Here is a 16,705-nt window from a genome sequence, read left to right on the forward strand (position 1 = left end):
CCATCCTCTCGGCCAACTACATCAGCGCGCGCCTCAAGGACCACTTCCCCACGCTGTACGCGAGCGCCAACGGGCATGTGGCGCACGAGTGCATCCTCGACCTGCGCGACCTGAAAGACACCAGCGGTGTGATGGCCGAGGACGTGGCCAAGCGCCTGATCGACTACGGCTTCCACGCGCCCACGCTGTCCTTTCCGGTGGCCAACACGCTCATGGTGGAGCCCACCGAGAGCGAGACGCTGGAGGAGATCGACCGCTTCATCGAGGCCATGATCGCCATCCGCGAGGAAATCCGCCGCATCGAAAAAGGCGAATGGCCGCAGGACGACAACCCCCTGAAGCACGCGCCGCACACCGCGGCCAGCCTGCTCAAGGGTGAGTGGACGCGCGCCTACCCGCGCGAGACCGGCGCCGCCGTGCTGGACACGCGCGCACACGCCAAGTACTGGCCGCCCGTGGGCCGTGTGGACAACGTCTACGGCGACCGCAACCTGTTCTGCAGCTGCGTGCCGATCGGGGACCTGGCGGACTGAGGTGGGCGGCCGCCAGCGCCCGGGTCAGGCGACCCGGCAGGGACCGGGCCATCAGCGCATGCCCGGCAGCACATAGACCGGGCGCTGCGGCACCGGTATGCGCTCGAAACGGCCACCGCCGCCGGCCGGTGGTGTGTAGACCGATCGCGGGGGCGCTTCGCTCTCACGCACCCGGTGCTCGCGGCCTTCGGCGCGGAAGAACACCGTGCCACCGTCCACGCGGCAGGTGAAGCTGGCGGACTCGCGGGGCTTGTCGCACTTGCCCACGTCGACGATGTCGCCGTCGGCGTCCATGCGCACCTCGGCCCAGTTGCCCGTGGCGTAGGTGAGCGTGCCCCAGCCGCGCGGCACGATGTTCTGCGTGGCGTGCGCCACGTAGCGCGGCGGAACCTTGTCCTCGGCCTCGAACCGGGCGCCCTCGTAGAACCAGGCACCGTCGAAGCTCCCGCCGTCCTCCCAGAACACCTTGCCCTCGCGGCAGCGCAAGGGGTCATCGAAGCGGTCGCAGCGCGCCACGCGGCGGTCGCTGTCGGGCTTGGGCTGCGCGTCCTTGTCGCGCAGCGCGTACAGCGAGGCCTGAACGGGGCGCACCGCGCCGTCGCGCCATTCGATGTCGCCATGCCAGTACAGGCTGCTGAGCGCGACCGGCAGCACGCCCCGGCCGCTGCACTGGCTCAGCTCGGCGTCGCAGCGCACGGGAAACTCGCCGTCCCCCACGCCGACGCTGACCGGGGCATCGGCGCCGGGGCGAAACGGCACCTCGCCGCCGCGCACGGGCAGGCGCAGGGCGAAGGCCCCGTTCGAGGTGCCGATGGAGCTGACGATGGTGCCGTGGCTGACCGAGCCGCGTTCGCACGACAAGCGCGGGCCGTCGAAACGCCACTTCTCGCAGGCGGCCAGCAGCACCGTCCGGTTCGCCGGGTCGGTGCGCAGCAGGCGCGCGGCCTCCACCGACGCGTTGCGCCAGACCGCCAGCTCGACAGTCCAGGGCCGGGCGTCGCCCTCGAAATAGAGCGTGCCTTCGATCAGCTTGCCGCCGTTCACGCGGGCCTGCTCGATGTAGATGTCGCCGGCCTCGTCGAAACGCAGGCGCTGGATTTCGGCCTCGACGCCCGGGTAGGGCCGCAGGCGGGCGAGCACGCCCTCGCCCTGCAGCGAGCCGTCCTTGAAGTGGCCTTCGCGGAACCAGGCGGCGGGGCGCGCATCGGGCGCGCCGCTCCAGCGTGCGCTGCCCGGGCCATGCAACACGCTGTTGGCGAAGCTGCCCACCATCAGGTGCACGCCCGGCAGGGCCTGGCCTTTGGCGTCGAAATAGAAGTAGGCCTTCTGGGCCTCGCCGGTGAGCATGCCGCCCTTGAATTCGCCGTGCAGCACGGCCACCGCCGTGGTCTCACCCATGCGCCGGCGGATCTGCAGCTCGCCGCGGCCCTCGACCGGCTGGCCCTTGCAGGCCGGTCCGCTCCACTTGAACGCGACGTCGGCCACCTCGGGACCGGGCGGGAAGAAGAAGGCCACACAGCCGCTGGCGCTGCGGTAGGCCTGGGTCTGTTCGTGCTGGCCCGCCGGGGCCGCGAAGCCCTTGATGGGCTGGGCCGGGCTGAAGCCGGCGAGCGTGGGCCGCTCGCCGCTGTAGGGCAGCCCGCGCACGAAGTCCAGGCGCGCCTGCGGGTCGGTCAGCACCTCTTTCTGGCCGCTGTTCTGGGCCTGGGCCGCGTGCGCGGCGCCGACGAGGGCGGCACCCAACAGGAGGCGCCGAAGAAAAGGGGAATGGGTCATCGTGGGTGTGGCGTGGAGATCAGCGCGGGCCCAGAAGGGCCCAGGCCGCCGGCACGGGGTCGTTCAGGGAAGCGGGGAAATGCGGCAGCAGCTCGTAGCGCTCGACGGCGGCGTCGGGGCCGCCGGACTGCCGCACCAGCGTGGGAAAGCGCAGCAGCCGCGCCGACTGGCCCGGCACCACCGCGCCCGAGACCAGCGGCTGGCCGTCGACGCGGAGCGTGAAGCACAGGTCGGTGGGCGGGTGCGCGCGCGGCGCGCCGGGGCCGTCCAGCGACAGCAGGCCGCCCCGCCAGCGCAGCTCCAACGGCCCTTGCACCACCCAGGCCTTGAAAGGATCGGCGGCGTCGACACCGGCCATGCGGCCGAAGTCCTCGCGCCGGTGGGCGTCCTGGCACTGCTGCAGCACGCCCGGCCGAAACGGATGGAAGAACAGCAGTTGCCAGCGCGGCGCGCCATCGCCCGCCAGCGCCACCCCGGCCGCGAGCGCCGCCAGCGCGGCCACTGCGGCGCGCCTCATGGCCTGGCGCCTTCGCCCACGGTGAAGGTGCCCACGGTGACCTCGTCGCCCCGGCCGCTGAGGCGCAGCACCACGTCCTGGTCCTTCTGCGTGGCTCGGCCGAAGTCGGTGGACAGGCGCAGCATGAGCGTGGTGGCCGGCGCCACGATCTGCTGGCGGTGGCCATAGAACTGCGCCTTCACCGTGTAGGTGCCGGGCTTGGCCTGGCGCAGCGAGAACTCCTCGGGGCCGTAGCCGCCGACGAAGTCGCGCGACATGCGCCCGCCCTGGTAGGTGAGGCGGTTGGCGTAGTAGGCGCGCTCGCCGTTGGGGTCGATCACCCAGAGGTCGATGTCGGTGTTGTCGGCGTCCCAGGACAGCACGGCGCGCAGGTCCAGCGGCAGGTTGCGCCGCAGGCGCGGGTCCAGGCGCCACAGGTCCACCGGCCGGCCGGTGGCCTCGGCGCGCGCGGCGATGGCGTTGAGCTCGGCCAGCGCGATCAGTTCGATGTCGGGGAAGCGGTCGTTCCAGGCCCGCGAGACGACCTCCACCAAGGTGTCGACCGCGCGCTGCGCCTCGCCGGACTGGGCCAGCGCCAGGCCCAGGTCGCGCCAGGACTGGGGTTCGTCGGGCGCCAGGCGCCGCACCCGCTCCAGCACGGGCAGCGCGTCGGCCACGGCGCCGGCCTGCTGCAGGCGATAGGCCAGGATGCGCAGCAGGTGGCGGTTCTCCAGGTCCATTTCGGCCAGGTTGGACAGCACGCGCAGCGCCAGGGCGTTCTGCCCGCGCGCCACCAGCAGGTCGGCCACGTCCAGGAAGAAGGCCGAGCTTTTCGCGTAGCCGGGGCGCTCGTCGAGGTAGATGGCATAGAGGTCCTCGTCCCTGGCGGCGCGCAGGCGGCGCGCGTAGGGCTCGTCGGGCTGCCAGGGGCGCAGCGCGATGGTGGTGTCGCCCGGCAGCGCCGGTTGCGGGGCCGCGCCACCGGGTGCGGGCGCGGGCGCGGGGGCCGGCGGACGGGCCATGGCCGCGGGCGCCGCGCGCCGGTTGTCTGAGCCGCTGCCCGGCGCGACCCGGGGCGGCGGCGGCGCGTCCTTCGGGAAGGCCTTCTCCCACCAGGCCAGCTTCTCGTTGAAGCGCTCGACCGTCTTCGCCAGCGCGATCTGCTGGCGGCGCACCGCGCCTTCGCGCCGGTGCAGCATCAGCGTGTCCCACTCGGCGCGCAGATCGGGCGGGGGCTCGACGTCGAACAGCACGTAGTCCTCGGCGGTGTCGAGCACCAGCAGCGAGGTCTCGGTGCTGGCGATGCCGAAGGCCTGGCCCAGGCGGCGGATCGCCTGGCGCTGGCGCTCCAGGTCGGCCTCCAGCCGGGCGATGCGCCAGCCGGCCCAGCGGTGCGCGGCCACGGCCACCGGCGTGGCGCCGCGCACCGGCGGCGGCGCGCCGTCGGCGGACAACTCAAGGCGTCGGACCTGGCGCGCGCCGTCGGGCGCCGAGAGCGTGAGCTGCAGGCGCGCCCGCGGCTGCGTCAGCACGCCGGCCACGCCGATCCGCCCGCCCTGCGGGTAAACCGAGCCCAGCTCCAGGTCGCGCGCGCCCTCGGCCTGCACGTCCACTACGCGCTGGCGCTCGTGCGTGAGCAGTGGCAGGGCCTGCGCCGTGTCCAGGGCCTGCAGGTCGGCGTAGGCGCCGCCACTGGCCTCGGCCGCGTGGCGCAGGGTGCGCGCCGCCGCGCCCGCCGAGGACGAGAAGGCCACCAGCGGCATGGCCGGGCTGGGCAGGCCGGCGGCGCCCCAGTTGCCCATGCCGTCGGAGAACAGCACGGCGATGTCGGCGTCGGCCGGCGGCTGCAGGGCCTGAAGGCGCGTCGCGCCGTCGTAGGGCAGGGCCTGCAGGCGCTGGCGCAGGGCGCTCCAGTCACCGCCGCGCACGGTGTGCGTCTGCACCGGCTCGGCCTCGTTGCGCGCCACCACCAGCTGCACCTGCACCTCACCCAGTTGGCGGAACCAGGCATCGAGCACGGCGAATTCGCGCGCGTGGTCGCGCTGCGCGCCGGAGGCCGAGGCGTCCCACAGCAGGGCCACGCGGCGCGGTGCCGGGCGGGCCCAGCGCGATGCGGCCACCGGCAGCTCGGCCAGGAAGTAGCGCTGGTCCTGCCAGGTGTCGGTGCTCACCAGGGGTTCGCGCGGCGCGGCCGGCAGGGCAAGGCGCAATCCATCGTGGCCCTGGTGCGTGACCCGCCCGAAGGCGATGCGGCTGCCGCCGTTGTGCGCCGTGGCGCCCAGGCGCTCGGCGCCCAGCGTGGCCGAGAGCGCGCGCGGCGCCACGCCGGCCACCTGCACCGCCACGTCCAGGGCACCCACCGCGCCGCCGAAGCGCAGCGGCAGGCGCCAGACCGGCCGGGCGCTGGCGGGCACGGACTCGCGGATCTCCAGCACCACGCGGCGCTGGCCGCGGGCCGGCAGGGGATACACGTGCAGCTTGTGGTGCCCGCCCTGGGTGGCTTCCAGCAGCGCCGGGTCCACGCGGGCGCGCACCACGTCCTCGAACACCTGGCGGCCCTTGACCTTCTCCACCGGCACCGCCGCGCGCAGCTGGCCGCCGATGTCGAGCGCAAAGCCCGTCACCACCTGCCCGTCCAGCAAGGGAAACTGCAGTTCGGCCTGCAGCGCCTCGGCGTTCGGGTTGAACAGCTCCAGCTCCACGCGCGTGGCCGCCGCCAGGCCGACGATCTCGGTTCGCACCACGGCCCGCTGCACCCGCACCGGCTGCCGCGCCTCGGGCGCCAGGATGCGAATGGGCGGCAGGGGCGGCTCGGGAGGCAACCCCTGGGCGATGGCCGTGGCCGCGATGAGCAGCGCCGACGCGCCGATGGCCAGCCAGCGCCCCAGGCGCGGCGGCGAAAAACGGATCACAGGCATATCATCCCCGGGCATCGCGGGCATTCTAGGAAGCCCCCCGGGGTCGGCCGCATAGTGCAAATGCACCGCCCCCGCGAAGAAGACCACAGCCCGAGCCGCCGTCCACCCGCCCATGTCCATCGAAGACTTCAGCCAGTTCGTCCTGACGCTGTACCGCCTCTCGCACGAGCTGCCGCTGGAGCGCTTCCAGGATGCGGCGCTGCAGCATCTGCGCCAGGCGCTGCCCTTCGACTCCTCGATGTGGGGCACGGCCACCAGCCGGCCCGACGGCATTCACATCCACACCATCCACCTGCACGAGCAGCCGCCCGAGATGCTGGCCAGCTACGAGCAGATCAAGCACCTGGACACCGCCGCCGTGGCCGCCGGCCTGCAGCCGCGCACCACGCTGGCCTTCAACGCCCGCGACTGGTTCCACCACCGCGAACAGGCGCCGCTGCGCGAGCACGGCCGCCGCTTCGAGCAGGCCAACTTCTTCATCAGCTCCGAGCACGACCCACGCACGCGCTTCGTGCACTGGCTCACCCTGTTCCGGGCCGACGAACGCGCGCGCTGCGCCGGCGACGAGCAGCGCCTGCTGGCCGCGCTGTCGCCGCACGTGATGCAGGCCCTGGCCTTCAACCGCATCGCCCACCTCGACCGGCTGGAGGCCTCGCGCCGGCCGGCGCACGGCACGGCCATCGCCGATCCGCACGGCGTGATCTACCACGCCGACGCCGGCTTCGAGTCCGCGCTGCGCGCCGAATGGACCGCCTGGAACGGCGGCACCGCCCTGCCCCCCGTCCTGCTGGACCACCTGCGGCGCGGCCAGGCCCGCTACCTGGGCGTGCGCGCCGTGGTCTGGCACCGCGTGGAACAGGGCCTGCTGTTCCTGGGCGCGCGCCCGCGCTGCGCGGCCGACGACCTGTCGCCGCGCGAGCTGGTGATCGCGCGCCTGGTGGCCAAGGGCCACACCCACAAGGAGATCGCGCGCCTGCTGGAGCGCGCGCCCGCCACCATCCGCAACCAGATCCAGGGCATCTACGGCAAGCTGGGCGTGGGCAACATCGCCGGCCTGGTCGAGGCGCTGCGCCCGCTCGACTGAACGGGGGCGCCGCGCCGCCCGGGCCGCGGCCCCGTACACTGCCCGGCTCCGCCCTGCCATGACCGCTTCCGCCTTCCGCGTGCTCAGCGTCATCCCGCCGATGACGCAGCTCAACACGCCCTACCCCTCCACCGCCTACCTCACGGGCTTCCTGCGCTCGCGCGGCATCGAGGCCGAACAGACCGACCTGGCCCTGGCCCTGGTGCTGCGGCTGTTCACGCCCGCCGGGCTGGACGCCATCCGCGAGCGCGCCCTGGCCCTGCCCGAGCGGCAGCGCAGCGCCAGCGTGCACGCCTTCCTCGACGACTTTGCGCGCCACCGCCGCGCCATCGCGCCCACCATCGCTTTCCTGCAGGGGCGCGACAGCACGCTGGCGCACCGCATCGCCGCGCGCGAGCTGCTGCCCGAAGGCCCGCGCTTTGCGGCGCTGGACCAGTACAGCCACCTCAACGAGGAAGAGAGCGGCGACCCGCTGGGCTGGGCCTTCGGCGCCCTGGGCACGAACGACCGCGCGCGCCACATCGCCACCCTCTTCCTCGACGACCTGGCCGACGTGGTCCGCGACGCGGTGGACGAGCGCTTCGCCTTCGTGCGCTATGGGGAATCCCTGGCCAGCAGCCAGCCCACCTTCGAGCCCCTGGCCCAGGCCCTGGCCGCGCCACCCACGCTGGTGGACGAACTGCTGCGCGAGCTGGCCCTGAACGCGGTGGCGCGCGCGAACCCGCAACTGGTGCTGCTCTCGGTGCCCTTCCCCGGCGCGGTCTATGGCGCGCTGCGCATCGCGCAGGCCATCAAGTCGCGCTGGCCGGCGCTGCCGATCGCGCTCGGCGGCGGCTACGTCAACACCGAGCTGCGCGAGCTGAAGGAAGCGCGCCTGTTTCACTTCGTCGACTACGTCACCCTGGACGCGGGCGAGCGCCCGCTGCTCGCGCTCATCGAGCACCTGCAGGGCCGGCGAAGCGCGCAGCGCTTGGTGCGCACCTTCCTGCGCGACACCGGCAGCGGCGCGGTGAAGTACCTCAACCTCGCCGAGCCCGACGTGCCCTTCGAGGACGTGGGCACGCCCACCTGGGACGGCCTGCCGCTGCACGATTACCTGAGCCTGCTCGACATGCTCAACCCCATGCACCGGCTCTGGAGCGACGGGCGCTGGAACAAGCTCACGGTGGCGCACGGCTGCTACTGGAAGAAGTGCAGCTTCTGCGACGTGGGGCTGGACTACATCGGCCGCTACGAGACCGCCGCCGCCAGCACCCTGGTCGACCGCATCGAACGCATCGTCGATGAAACCGGCCAGACCGGCTTTCACTTCGTCGACGAAGCCGCGCCGCCCAAGGCCCTGAAAGCCCTGGCCGAGGAACTGCTGCGCCGCGACCTGGCCATCAGCTGGTGGGGCAACATCCGCTTCGAAAAAACCTTCACGCCCCAACTCTCGCAGCTGCTGGCCGACAGCGGCTGCATCGCCATGAGCGGCGGGCTGGAGGTGGCCAGCGACCGCCTGCTCGCGCTCATGAAAAAGGGCGTGACCGTGGACCAGGTGGCGCGCGTCACCAAGGGCTTCAGCGACGCCGGCATCCTGGTGCACGCCTACCTGATGTACGGCTTTCCCACGCAGACCGTGCAAGACACGGTGGACGCGCTGGAGTACGTGCGCCAGCTCTTCCTCAATGGCTGCATCCAGAGCGGCTTCTTCCACCGCTTCTCCTGCACGGTGCACTCACCCGTGGGGCTGGACCCGAAGGCCTACGGCATCGAGCTGGTGCCGCTGCCGCCGGTGAGCTTCGCGAAGAACGACATCGGGTTCATCGACCCCACCGGCGTGGACCACGACGCGCTGGGCATTGGCCTGCGCAAGGCGCTCTACAACTACATGCACGGCAGCGGGCTGGACGAGGACGTGCGCGCCTGGTTCGAGCACCTGCCGCACCCGGTGCCACGGCCCACGGTCAAGAAGCAACGCATCGCGCGGGCGCTGGCGCAGCGCGAGGCGGCCTGAGCGGCCATCCCCCTACACTTCCCGCATGAGCCTGAAGATCACCGTCTATTCCAAGTCCGCCTGCCCGCAGTGCGAGTCCGCCAAGATGCTGCTGAAGTCCCGCGCCATGGACTTCGAGGAGATCAAGATCGACGACGAGGCCGAGCGCCTCGCGTTCTACGAAAAATGCGGCCCCTCGGTGCGCCAGATGCCGCAGATCTTCATCAACGACCAGCGCGTGGGCGGTCTGGCCGGCCTGCAGGCGGCGCTGGCGCAGCTGGGACGCTGAGGGCGCCGTCCATCTGGCGCGCGGCTTCCTTGCTGCGATTTTCAAAGCACACAGACTTGCGTGCGGATAGGCACGCTGGTTAACCTGCGGCCGCATGGACGCGTTGAACTGGCTGCCACCCGCCCTGCTGACCTGGCTGCCCTCGCTGGGCAGCATGCTGATCGGCGTGCTGCTCGCCAGCCTGGCCTTTCGCATCGGCGAACGCCTGGTGCGCCGCGCCACCCGCGATGCGCCCGTCGCGGCCAGCGTGGCCAGGGCCATCCGCTCACCCGCGAAATGGGGCCTACCGCTGCTGCCCGTCAATGCCGTGCTGCAAGGCACGCCGGCCAACGCGCCGGGCCTGGCCGGTGCCCAGCAGCTCTGCGCACTGCTGCTGATCGGCGCCGTGACCTGGCTGGTGTCCAACGCGGTGCGCGGCGTGGCCCAGGGCGTCATCGACACCAACCCCACCAGCACCGCCGACAACCTGCACGCGCGCCGCATCCAGACACAGACGCGCGTGCTCGCGCGCACGCTGCAGGGCCTGGTGCTGCTGATCGGCCTGTCGCTCATGCTGATGACCTTTCCACAGGCGCGACAGATCGGCACCAGCCTGCTGGCCTCTGCCGGCCTGGCGGGTCTGGTGGCGGGCTTCGCCGCGCGGCCGGTGCTGGGCAACCTGATCGCGGGCCTGCAGATCGGCTTGAGCCAGCCGATCCGCCTCGACGACGTGGTGATCGTCGAGGGCGAGTGGGGCGTGATCGAGGAGATCACGGGAACCTACGTGGTGGTGCGCATCTGGGACCAGCGCCGCCTGGTGGTGCCGCTGCAGTACTGGATCGAGAAGCCCTTCCAGAACTGGACACGCACCACATCCGAGCTCATCGGCACCGTCTTTCTGTGGGTGGACTACCGCACGCCGCTGGCGCCTCTGCGCGAGGAGTTGCAGCGCATCTGCGAGGCCTCGCCCCACTGGGACAAGCGACTCAACCTCTTGCAGGTGACGGAAGCCGGCGAACGCGCCCTGCAATTGCGCTGCCTGGTCACGGCGGGCTCGGCCGGCGCGGCCTGGGACCTGCGCTGCGAGGTGCGTGAAAAGCTGGTGGACTTTCTTCAGCGGGCCTACCCGCAGTACTTGCCGCGCCTGCGCGCCGAACTGGACATGGCCTCGGCGCCTGCGGCAGCGCCGGCGCATGACGGCGAGGCGCGCGAACCGACCCGCTGAGCCCCGCGCCGCCGCGCGATCACTCCGCCTGCCCGGCCGCGATCTGCCGCAGCGCCTGCTCGTACACCGCCGCCGGCTGACCGCCCGAGATCAGGTGGCGGTCGTTGACGATCACCGCCGGCACCGCGTGGATGCCGTGCGACAGGTAGAACTGCTCGCGCTCGCGCACGTCCTGCGCGAATTCGTCGCTGGCCAGAATGGCCCGGGCGCGCGCTTCGTCCAGCCCCGCCTCGCGCACGCAGGCCAGCAGCACATCGTGGTGGCCCATGGCCTCGCTGCGCGTGTGACAGGCGGCCATCAGCGCCTTCTTGAGCGCGTGCTGCCGCCCGGGCGCGCCCTCTTCGGCCGCCCAGTGCAGCAGGCGGTGGGCGTCGAAGGTGTTCCAGATACGGCCCCGGCCGGCGGGATTGAAGCTGAAGCCCACCTCGGCGCCACGCGCGGCGATGGTCCCGCGGATCTGGGCCTGCTGCTCGGGCGTGCTGCCGTACTTTTCCGTCAGGTGCTCGCCGATGTCCTGGCCCTCGGCGCCCATCGCCGGGTTCAGCTCGAAGGGCTGGAAGCTGATGTCGGCCGCGACCTGGCCATCGAGCCGTCTCAGGGCCTGCTCCAGCCCGCCGAGGCCGATGGCGCACCAGGGGCAGGAGACGTCGGAGACGAAATCGATCTTGAGGCGTGGGGTGTTCATGGGCCGAATTGTCTCGCCCGGCGCTGCGAGACAATGCCGGGTTCCCCGCAAAGACCCTGTCCGCAGGGCGTGTTAGCCCCGAGGCCCCACCCATGACCGACCGCTACGCCGTCATCGGCCACCCGATCTCGCACAGCAAGTCCCCGCAGATCCACGCCGCCTTCGCCCAGGCCACCGGGCAGGACATCGACTACACCGCCATCGAGGCGCCGCTGGACGGCTTCGCGGCCACGCTGCGGGCCTTTCGCGAACAGGGCGGGCGCGGTGCCAACGTCACCCTGCCCTTCAAGCTGCAGGCCTGCGAACTGGCCACCGACCCGAGCGAGGCCGCGCGCCTGGCCGGTGCGGCCAACGCCCTGCGCTTCGAGCCGGGCGATCGCATCCGCGCCGAGAATTTCGACGGCGTCGGCCTGGTCAATGACATCCAGCGCAACCTGGGCCACGCGCTCAAGGGCCGGCGCGTGCTGCTGCTGGGCGCGGGCGGCGCCACGCGCGGCGCGCTGCTGCCCCTGGCGCAACAGGGCCCGGCCGCGCTGGCCGTGGCCAACCGCACGGCCGACAAGGCGCACGCGCTGCGCGCCGATTTCGCCGCCCACGCCACGCTGCAGAGCGGCGGCTACGCGGACCTCGCGGGCGAGCGCTTCGACGTGGTGATCAACGCCACCTCGGCCGGCCTGTCCGGCGAGGCCCTGCCCCTGCCCGGCGGCCTGTTCGCGCCCGGCGCCCTCGCCTACGACATGGTCTACGGCAAGGGCCTGACCCCGTTCCTGCGGCAGGCGCGCGAGGCCGGGGTGCACGCGCTGGCCGACGGCGTGGGCATGCTGGTGGAACAGGCGGCCGAGGCCTTCGCCTGGTGGCGCGGCGTGCGCCCGGGCACGCGCGAGGTGATCGCACGGCTGTCGGTGCCGCTGGTTTAAAGTCGGTCGGATCACAAGGAAAGCCCGTCCATGCCCGCCATCCTGCTGCTCAACGGCCCCAACCTGAACCTGCTCGGCACGCGCGAGCCCGCCACCTACGGCGCGGCCACCCTGGCCGACGTGGAGGCCAGCTGCCGCGCCACCGCCGAGCGCCTGGGCCACACGCTGGAGGCGCTGCAGAGCAACCACGAGGGCGCGCTGATCGACGCCATCCACGCCGCCGGCCGGCGCTTCAAGGCCGGCGAGCTGCTGGGCGTGGTGATGAACCCCGGCGCCTACACCCACACCTCCATCGCGCTGCACGACGCCATCGCCGGCGTCGCGCCGCTGCCGGTGATGGAGGTGCACATCTCCAACGTGCACGCGCGCGAGGCCTTCCGCCACCACTCCTACGTGTCGCCGGTGGCGGCGGGCATCGTGGTCGGTTTCGGCGTCGCGGGCTACGAACTCGCGATCGAAGGGCTGGTCCGCAAGGCCGCCGCCCGGTGAAAACCCGCCACTTCGCCCAGCTCGTTGGGCTGTCGGCGCTCTGGGGGGCCTCCTTCCTGTTCCTGCGCATCGCCACGCCGGCGCTCACGCCGCTGCCGCTGGCCGGCATCCGCGTGGCGCTGGCGCTGGTGGTGCTCACCATCGTCATGCGCGCGCTGGGCCAGCGCTGGCCCTGGAAGCACTGGCGCGAGCTGCTGGGGCTGGGCACGCTCACCGTGGTTCTGCCCTTCCTGCTCTACGCCTGGGCCGCGCTGTACCTGCCGGCCGGCTACAGCGCCCTGCTCAACACCACGGCCGTGCTGTTCGGCACCCTGGCCGCCGCCTGGCTGAAGGAAGACACGCTGACGCGCCACAAGCTCATCGGCTGCGCCCTGGGTTTCGTGGGCGTGGGGCTCATCGTGCAACTGGGCCCGGTGCGGCTCGATGGCCCGACCATCCTGGCCGTGCTGGCCTGCATCGCCGCCTCGGCCGGCTACGGGGCCTCCACGCCGCTGATGAAGCGCGCCACCACGCGCATGGAGCCGCTGGCCATCGCGGCCGGCCTGCACGCCGGCGCCCTGGTGTTCCTGCTGCCCGGCGCGGCCTGGGCCTGGCCGCAGGCCACGTTCACGCCGGCCGCGCTCATGGCGGTGGGCGTGCTGGGCATCGTCACCTCGGGCACCGCCTACTGGGTCCACCTGCGCATCCTGCGCCACGTTTCGCCGGTGGCGGCCATCAGCCCGGCCTTCATGATCCCGATCTTCGGCGTCACCTGGGGACACCTGTTCCTGGGCGAGGAGCTCTCCAGCGGCCTGTTCATCGGCGGCGCGCTGGTGCTGGTGGCCACGGGCCTGGTGACGGGCTTCAACCCGTTCCGCCGCTGGCTCGCGTCAACGCCCGCACCCTGAGCGCGCAAGCGGCGGCCACCAGCCCGCAGAGCGCGCCCAGCCAGAACACGCTGGCCAGGCCGAAGCGGCTGGACACCAGGCCGCCCAGCAGGCCGCCGGTGACGCCCGACAGGCCGTAGCCCAGCACCGCGTACAGCGCCTGCCCGCGCCCGCGCAGGCGGCCCGGAAAGTGCTCGCTGATCCAGGCGATGCAGACCGTGTGGTGCGCCGCGAAGGTGATGGCGTGCGCCAGCTGCGCCAGCGCCAGCAGCGGCCACACCGACGGCAGCCCGGCCGTGACCGCCATGCGCAGCGCGGTGAGCGCGCCGCCCAGCGCCAGCCAGCCCGGCAAAGACAGGGCGGGCATCCAGCGCCCCTGGGTGAGGAACCAGCCGATCTCCACCAGCACCGAGGCGGCCCAGAACGCGCCGATGGCCGACTTGGGGTAGCCCAGCGCGTCCAGGTGCAGCGAGAAGAAGACGTAGATGAACACGTGCGCCAGCACGTGAAAGAACACGGCCGCGAAGAACCAGCGCATGCGCGGCTGGCGCAGCACGGGCCCGATCGGCTCGGCCCTGGCCTGGTGCGCGGCGGGCTCGCGCGCGTCGGGCAGCAGCCAGGTGCTCAGCGCCACGGCGGCCAGGCTGAGCGAGGTCCAGGCCGCGAAGCTGCCCATGCCGAAGGCCTGGAACCAGGCGCCGGCCGCCAGCACCGTGACCAGGAAGCCCAGCGAGCCCCAGACCCGCACGCGGCCGTAGCGGCGCACGTCCAGCCGGCCATCGCGGCTCACCTGCTGGGCCAGCACGGCCTCGCTCATGGGCATCATGCCGCTGGTGTGGGTGAACATCAGCAGCAGCACCACGAACAGCAGCGGGCCGCTCAGTTCGAACCACAGGCCCAGCGAGCACAGCAGCGCCACGCCGGCGCCCACCCGCAGCAGGCGCACGCGCTCGCCGGTGTGGTCGCTCAGCCAGCCCCAGCCATAGGGCGCGAACAGGCGCGTGGCCGCCTGCACCGAGGTGAGCACGCTGATGGCCAGCAGGCCGAAGCCCAGGTCCTTGAGCCAGAGCGGCAGGTAAGGATTGAAGAAACCGATGTGCGCGAAGTAACTGCCCGACAGCGCGCAGAAGGCAAAGAGCCGGCCGCGCTCAGCCACGGGCGCGCGCGGCGATGTCCGGTGTGTCCGTGCGCACGTCGCCGCACTGCGCGCGGTGCAGCAGCGCGTGGTCCATGACGACCAGGGCCAGCAGGGCCTCGGCGATGGGGGTGGCGCGGATGCCCACGCAGGGGTCGTGGCGGCCCTTGGTGATGAGCTCGGTGCTCTTGCCCTCGATGTCGATGCTCTCGCGCGGCACCAGGATGGAGCTGGTGGGCTTGATGGCGATCTGCACCTCCAGGTCCTGCCCGGTGCTGATGCCGCCGAGCACGCCGCCGGCCTTGTTGGCCGCGAAGCCCTCGGGCGTGAGGCTGTCGCCGTGCGTGCTGCCGAAGTCGGCCACGCTGGCGAAGCCGGCGCCGATCTCCACGCCCTTGACCGCGTTCAGGCCCATCAGGGCGTGCGCGATGTCGGCGTCGAGCCGGTCGTACAGCGGCTCGCCCAGGCCCACGGGCATGCCGGTGGCCGTGACCCGCAGGCGCGCGCCGCAGGAGTCGCCGCGCTTGCGCAGGGCGTTCATGTAGTCCTCGATGGCCGAGACGTCGGCCATGGGCGCGAAGAAGGGGTTGTGGGGCACGTGCTCCCAGCCCTCGAAGGGAATCACGAACTCGCCCACCTGCACCATGCAGCCGCGGAAGCGGGTGCCGAATTTCTGCGCCAGCCACTTCTTGGCCACGGCGCCGGCGGCCACGGTGGGGGCGGTGAGGCGGGCCGAAGAACGGCCGCCGCCGCGCGGGTCGCGGACGCCGAATTTCTGCCAGTAGGTGTAGTCGGCGTGGCCCGGGCGGAAGGTGCGGGCGATCTCGCTGTAGTCCTTGCTGCGCTGGTCGGTGTTGCGGATGAGCAGGCAGATGGGGGTGCCGGTGGTCTTGCCCTCGTACACGCCGCTGAGGATTTCCACCGCGTCGGGCTCGTTGCGCTGGGTGACGAACTTGCTGGTGCCGGGGCGGCGGCGGTCCAGGTCGCCCTGGATGTCGGTCTCGGACAGGTCCATGCCGGGCGGGCAGCCGTCGATGACGCAGCCGATGGCCGGGCCGTGGGATTCGCCGAAGTTCGTGACCCGGAACAGGGTGCCAAGGGTGTTGCCGCTCATAGGCCGCCGATTATCGGCGAGGCCTTCGCCGGGCCTTTTCCGGGGCGCTGGCCGGGATGTTCCCCGCGGCACGGCAGCATGTCCTGGGCATCGCCCAGCCCACGCAGGGTAAGGGAAACGACGCGCCCGCGTACCTGTCAGTCGGCGCCGGCCAGCCACCATCCATGCAGCGCCTCGATATCGCCGGAGCACAGCATCGGCATCGCGTCGCGGATGCGCTCGATGGGCCAGTCCCACCAGCGCATCTCCAGCAGCAATGCGATGCGTTCGTCGCTGAAGCGCTTGCGGATCGTGCGCGCGGGGTTGCCGCCGACGATGGCGTAAGGCTCGACGTCCCGCGTCACCACGGCGCGGCTGGCGATCACCGCACCGTCGCCGATGGTCACGCCAGCCATCACGATCGCCTCGGCGCCCATCCAAACATCGTTGCCTACCACGGTGTCCCCCGCGGGCTGCCACGCGTCCAGCGCCCGGGCGAAGGCCGGCTCTTCCTTCATGTAGAAGAAAGGAAACGAGGAGACCCAGTCGTACCGGTGTCCCTGGTTGCCCGCCATCACGAACGACACGCCGGTGCCGATCGAGCAGAAGCTGCCGATGCGCAGGCGATCGGCCGCGCCACCGGGCTCGGGCGAGAGATAGCGGGCGCAGTCGTCGAACGATCTGCCGTGGTAGTAGCCTGAGTAATAGCTGTAGCGGCCGACTTCGATGTTCGGGTTGGCCACCTGCTCCGAGAGGAGCTTGCCCTTGAAGGGACTGTCAAAGAAGTTGTCGTGCATGAGCCGATTGTCGGCTCATGCACGACCGCTCCCGGTCGTGTGCCGCCATCCATTTCGACGCAAAGCGGTCCGTCCCTGGGGCAGCGACGCACCGACCGCGTCGGGGCTTCTCCGCTCGCTCATCGGCCTATGGCTGAGGGCTGGGGCTGCGACGATGGGGGCGCCTGCGCGCAGCCGAGCACCGCAGGGGACCCTTCGCGCAGCGAAGGGCTGCGCGTCGAAGCCCCCAGCGTCGCAGCCCCAGCCCTCAGCCCGCCCACCCGGGCTGCGCGCTGCGCCACGCACACCGGGTCCCGCGCCACTTCGCAGGCGATGACGCACGACCACACCACCGGCCGGGCGAGGCCGGCTCCGTCGTGTCTCGGAACGGGTGCGGTGGGCGATCAGCGCGCGACGCGCAGCTGCGGCGGCGGGTCCGCGGGCGTCTCTTCCTCGGGCCAGTCGCGGA

Annotated in this window: 14 protein-coding genes and 1 pseudogene; 8 read left to right on the plus strand and 7 right to left on the minus strand. The window is 72.1% G+C overall.

Annotated features, from left to right (window positions below):
* Positions 1-533: pseudogene (locus BGO22_RS12180) on the plus strand (glycine dehydrogenase (aminomethyl-transferring)); the annotation flags it as partial.
* A 51-nt stretch (positions 534-584) separates the two neighbouring features.
* Here BGO22_RS12180 and BGO22_RS12185 read toward each other — a convergent pair.
* Genes BGO22_RS12185 through BGO22_RS12195 form a run of 3 tightly spaced genes read right to left on the minus strand, consistent with a single transcriptional unit; the run spans position 585 to position 5,717 of the window.
* The gene (locus BGO22_RS12185) at positions 585-2,309 is read right to left on the minus strand and encodes a hypothetical protein (protein WP_175442800.1); all 1,725 of its coding nucleotides are present in this window, start codon (positions 2,307-2,309) and stop codon (positions 585-587) included.
* Between the two features lie 19 nt (positions 2,310-2,328).
* The gene (locus tag BGO22_RS12190) at positions 2,329-2,826 is read right to left on the minus strand and encodes a hypothetical protein (RefSeq protein ID WP_139146961.1); all 498 of its coding nucleotides are present in this window, start codon (positions 2,824-2,826) and stop codon (positions 2,329-2,331) included.
* Positions 2,823-5,717 carry a DUF2135 domain-containing protein gene (locus BGO22_RS12195; protein WP_254668118.1) on the minus strand — a complete coding sequence of 965 codons (2,895 nt, stop codon included), beginning with the start codon at positions 5,715-5,717 and terminating at the stop codon, positions 2,823-2,825. Before BGO22_RS12195 ends, BGO22_RS12190 begins: the two co-directional genes overlap by 4 nt.
* Positions 5,718-5,835: 118 nt before the next feature.
* Here BGO22_RS12195 and BGO22_RS12200 point away from each other — a divergent pair, with 118 nt between their 5' ends.
* From BGO22_RS12200 to BGO22_RS12215, 4 genes are all read left to right on the plus strand, one after another.
* Positions 5,836-6,807 (plus strand): helix-turn-helix transcriptional regulator, encoded by a 972-nt coding sequence (locus BGO22_RS12200; RefSeq protein ID WP_204744675.1) that lies wholly within the window; start codon positions 5,836-5,838, stop codon positions 6,805-6,807.
* Positions 6,808-6,865: 58 nt separating this feature from the next.
* Complete coding sequence (locus BGO22_RS12205) at positions 6,866-8,803, plus strand: radical SAM protein (protein WP_070398155.1); 1,938 nt, start codon at positions 6,866-6,868, stop codon at positions 8,801-8,803.
* A 25-nt stretch (positions 8,804-8,828) separates the two neighbouring features.
* Positions 8,829-9,071: a glutaredoxin family protein gene (locus BGO22_RS12210; RefSeq protein ID WP_070398156.1), complete on the plus strand. Its 243-nt coding sequence runs from the start codon at positions 8,829-8,831 to the stop codon at positions 9,069-9,071.
* 94 nt (positions 9,072-9,165) lie between these two features.
* On the plus strand, positions 9,166-10,275 hold the full coding sequence (locus BGO22_RS12215; protein WP_070398157.1) for a mechanosensitive ion channel family protein: 1,110 nt from the start codon (positions 9,166-9,168) through the stop codon (positions 10,273-10,275).
* 19 nt (positions 10,276-10,294) lie between these two features.
* Here the strand turns inward: BGO22_RS12215 and BGO22_RS12220 are convergent, their stop codons facing one another.
* Positions 10,295-10,960 carry a DsbA family oxidoreductase gene (locus tag BGO22_RS12220; RefSeq protein WP_070398158.1) on the minus strand — a complete coding sequence of 222 codons (666 nt, stop codon included), beginning with the start codon at positions 10,958-10,960 and terminating at the stop codon, positions 10,295-10,297.
* A gap of 92 nt (positions 10,961-11,052) precedes the next feature.
* Between BGO22_RS12220 and aroE the strand changes: the two genes are divergently transcribed.
* The 3 genes from aroE to BGO22_RS12235 are packed head-to-tail and all read left to right on the plus strand — an operon-like array spanning position 11,053 to position 13,253.
* Positions 11,053-11,877, plus strand: coding sequence for a shikimate dehydrogenase (gene aroE / locus BGO22_RS12225; RefSeq protein ID WP_070398159.1), 825 nt, complete (start codon positions 11,053-11,055; stop codon positions 11,875-11,877).
* 30 nt (positions 11,878-11,907) lie between these two features.
* On the plus strand, positions 11,908-12,366 hold the full coding sequence (aroQ, locus tag BGO22_RS12230; RefSeq protein ID WP_070398160.1) for a type II 3-dehydroquinate dehydratase: 459 nt from the start codon (positions 11,908-11,910) through the stop codon (positions 12,364-12,366).
* A complete protein-coding gene (locus BGO22_RS12235; RefSeq protein WP_070398161.1) occupies positions 12,363-13,253 on the plus strand; it encodes a DMT family transporter in 891 nt (296 codons plus the stop codon). The genes aroQ and BGO22_RS12235 overlap by 4 nt, the downstream gene beginning before the upstream one ends.
* Here BGO22_RS12235 and BGO22_RS12240 read toward each other — a convergent pair.
* From BGO22_RS12240 to catB, 3 genes are all read right to left on the minus strand, one after another.
* Complete coding sequence (locus BGO22_RS12240; RefSeq protein ID WP_070398162.1) at positions 13,210-14,388, minus strand: MFS transporter; 1,179 nt, start codon at positions 14,386-14,388, stop codon at positions 13,210-13,212. The genes BGO22_RS12235 and BGO22_RS12240 overlap by 44 nt on opposite strands.
* Positions 14,381-15,481, minus strand: a complete 1,101-nt coding sequence (aroC, locus tag BGO22_RS12245) for a chorismate synthase (protein WP_070398163.1) — start codon at positions 15,479-15,481, stop codon at positions 14,381-14,383. Before aroC ends, BGO22_RS12240 begins: the two co-directional genes overlap by 8 nt.
* A 137-nt stretch (positions 15,482-15,618) precedes the next feature.
* Positions 15,619-16,257 carry a type B chloramphenicol O-acetyltransferase gene (catB, locus tag BGO22_RS12250; protein ID WP_070398164.1) on the minus strand — a complete coding sequence of 213 codons (639 nt, stop codon included), beginning with the start codon at positions 16,255-16,257 and terminating at the stop codon, positions 15,619-15,621.
* Positions 16,258-16,705: the final 448 nt, after the last annotated feature.

Origin of the sequence: Hydrogenophaga sp. 70-12, assembly GCF_001897365.1 — a bacterium.
Lineage (GTDB): Bacteria > Pseudomonadota > Gammaproteobacteria > Burkholderiales > Burkholderiaceae_C > Hydrogenophaga > Hydrogenophaga borbori.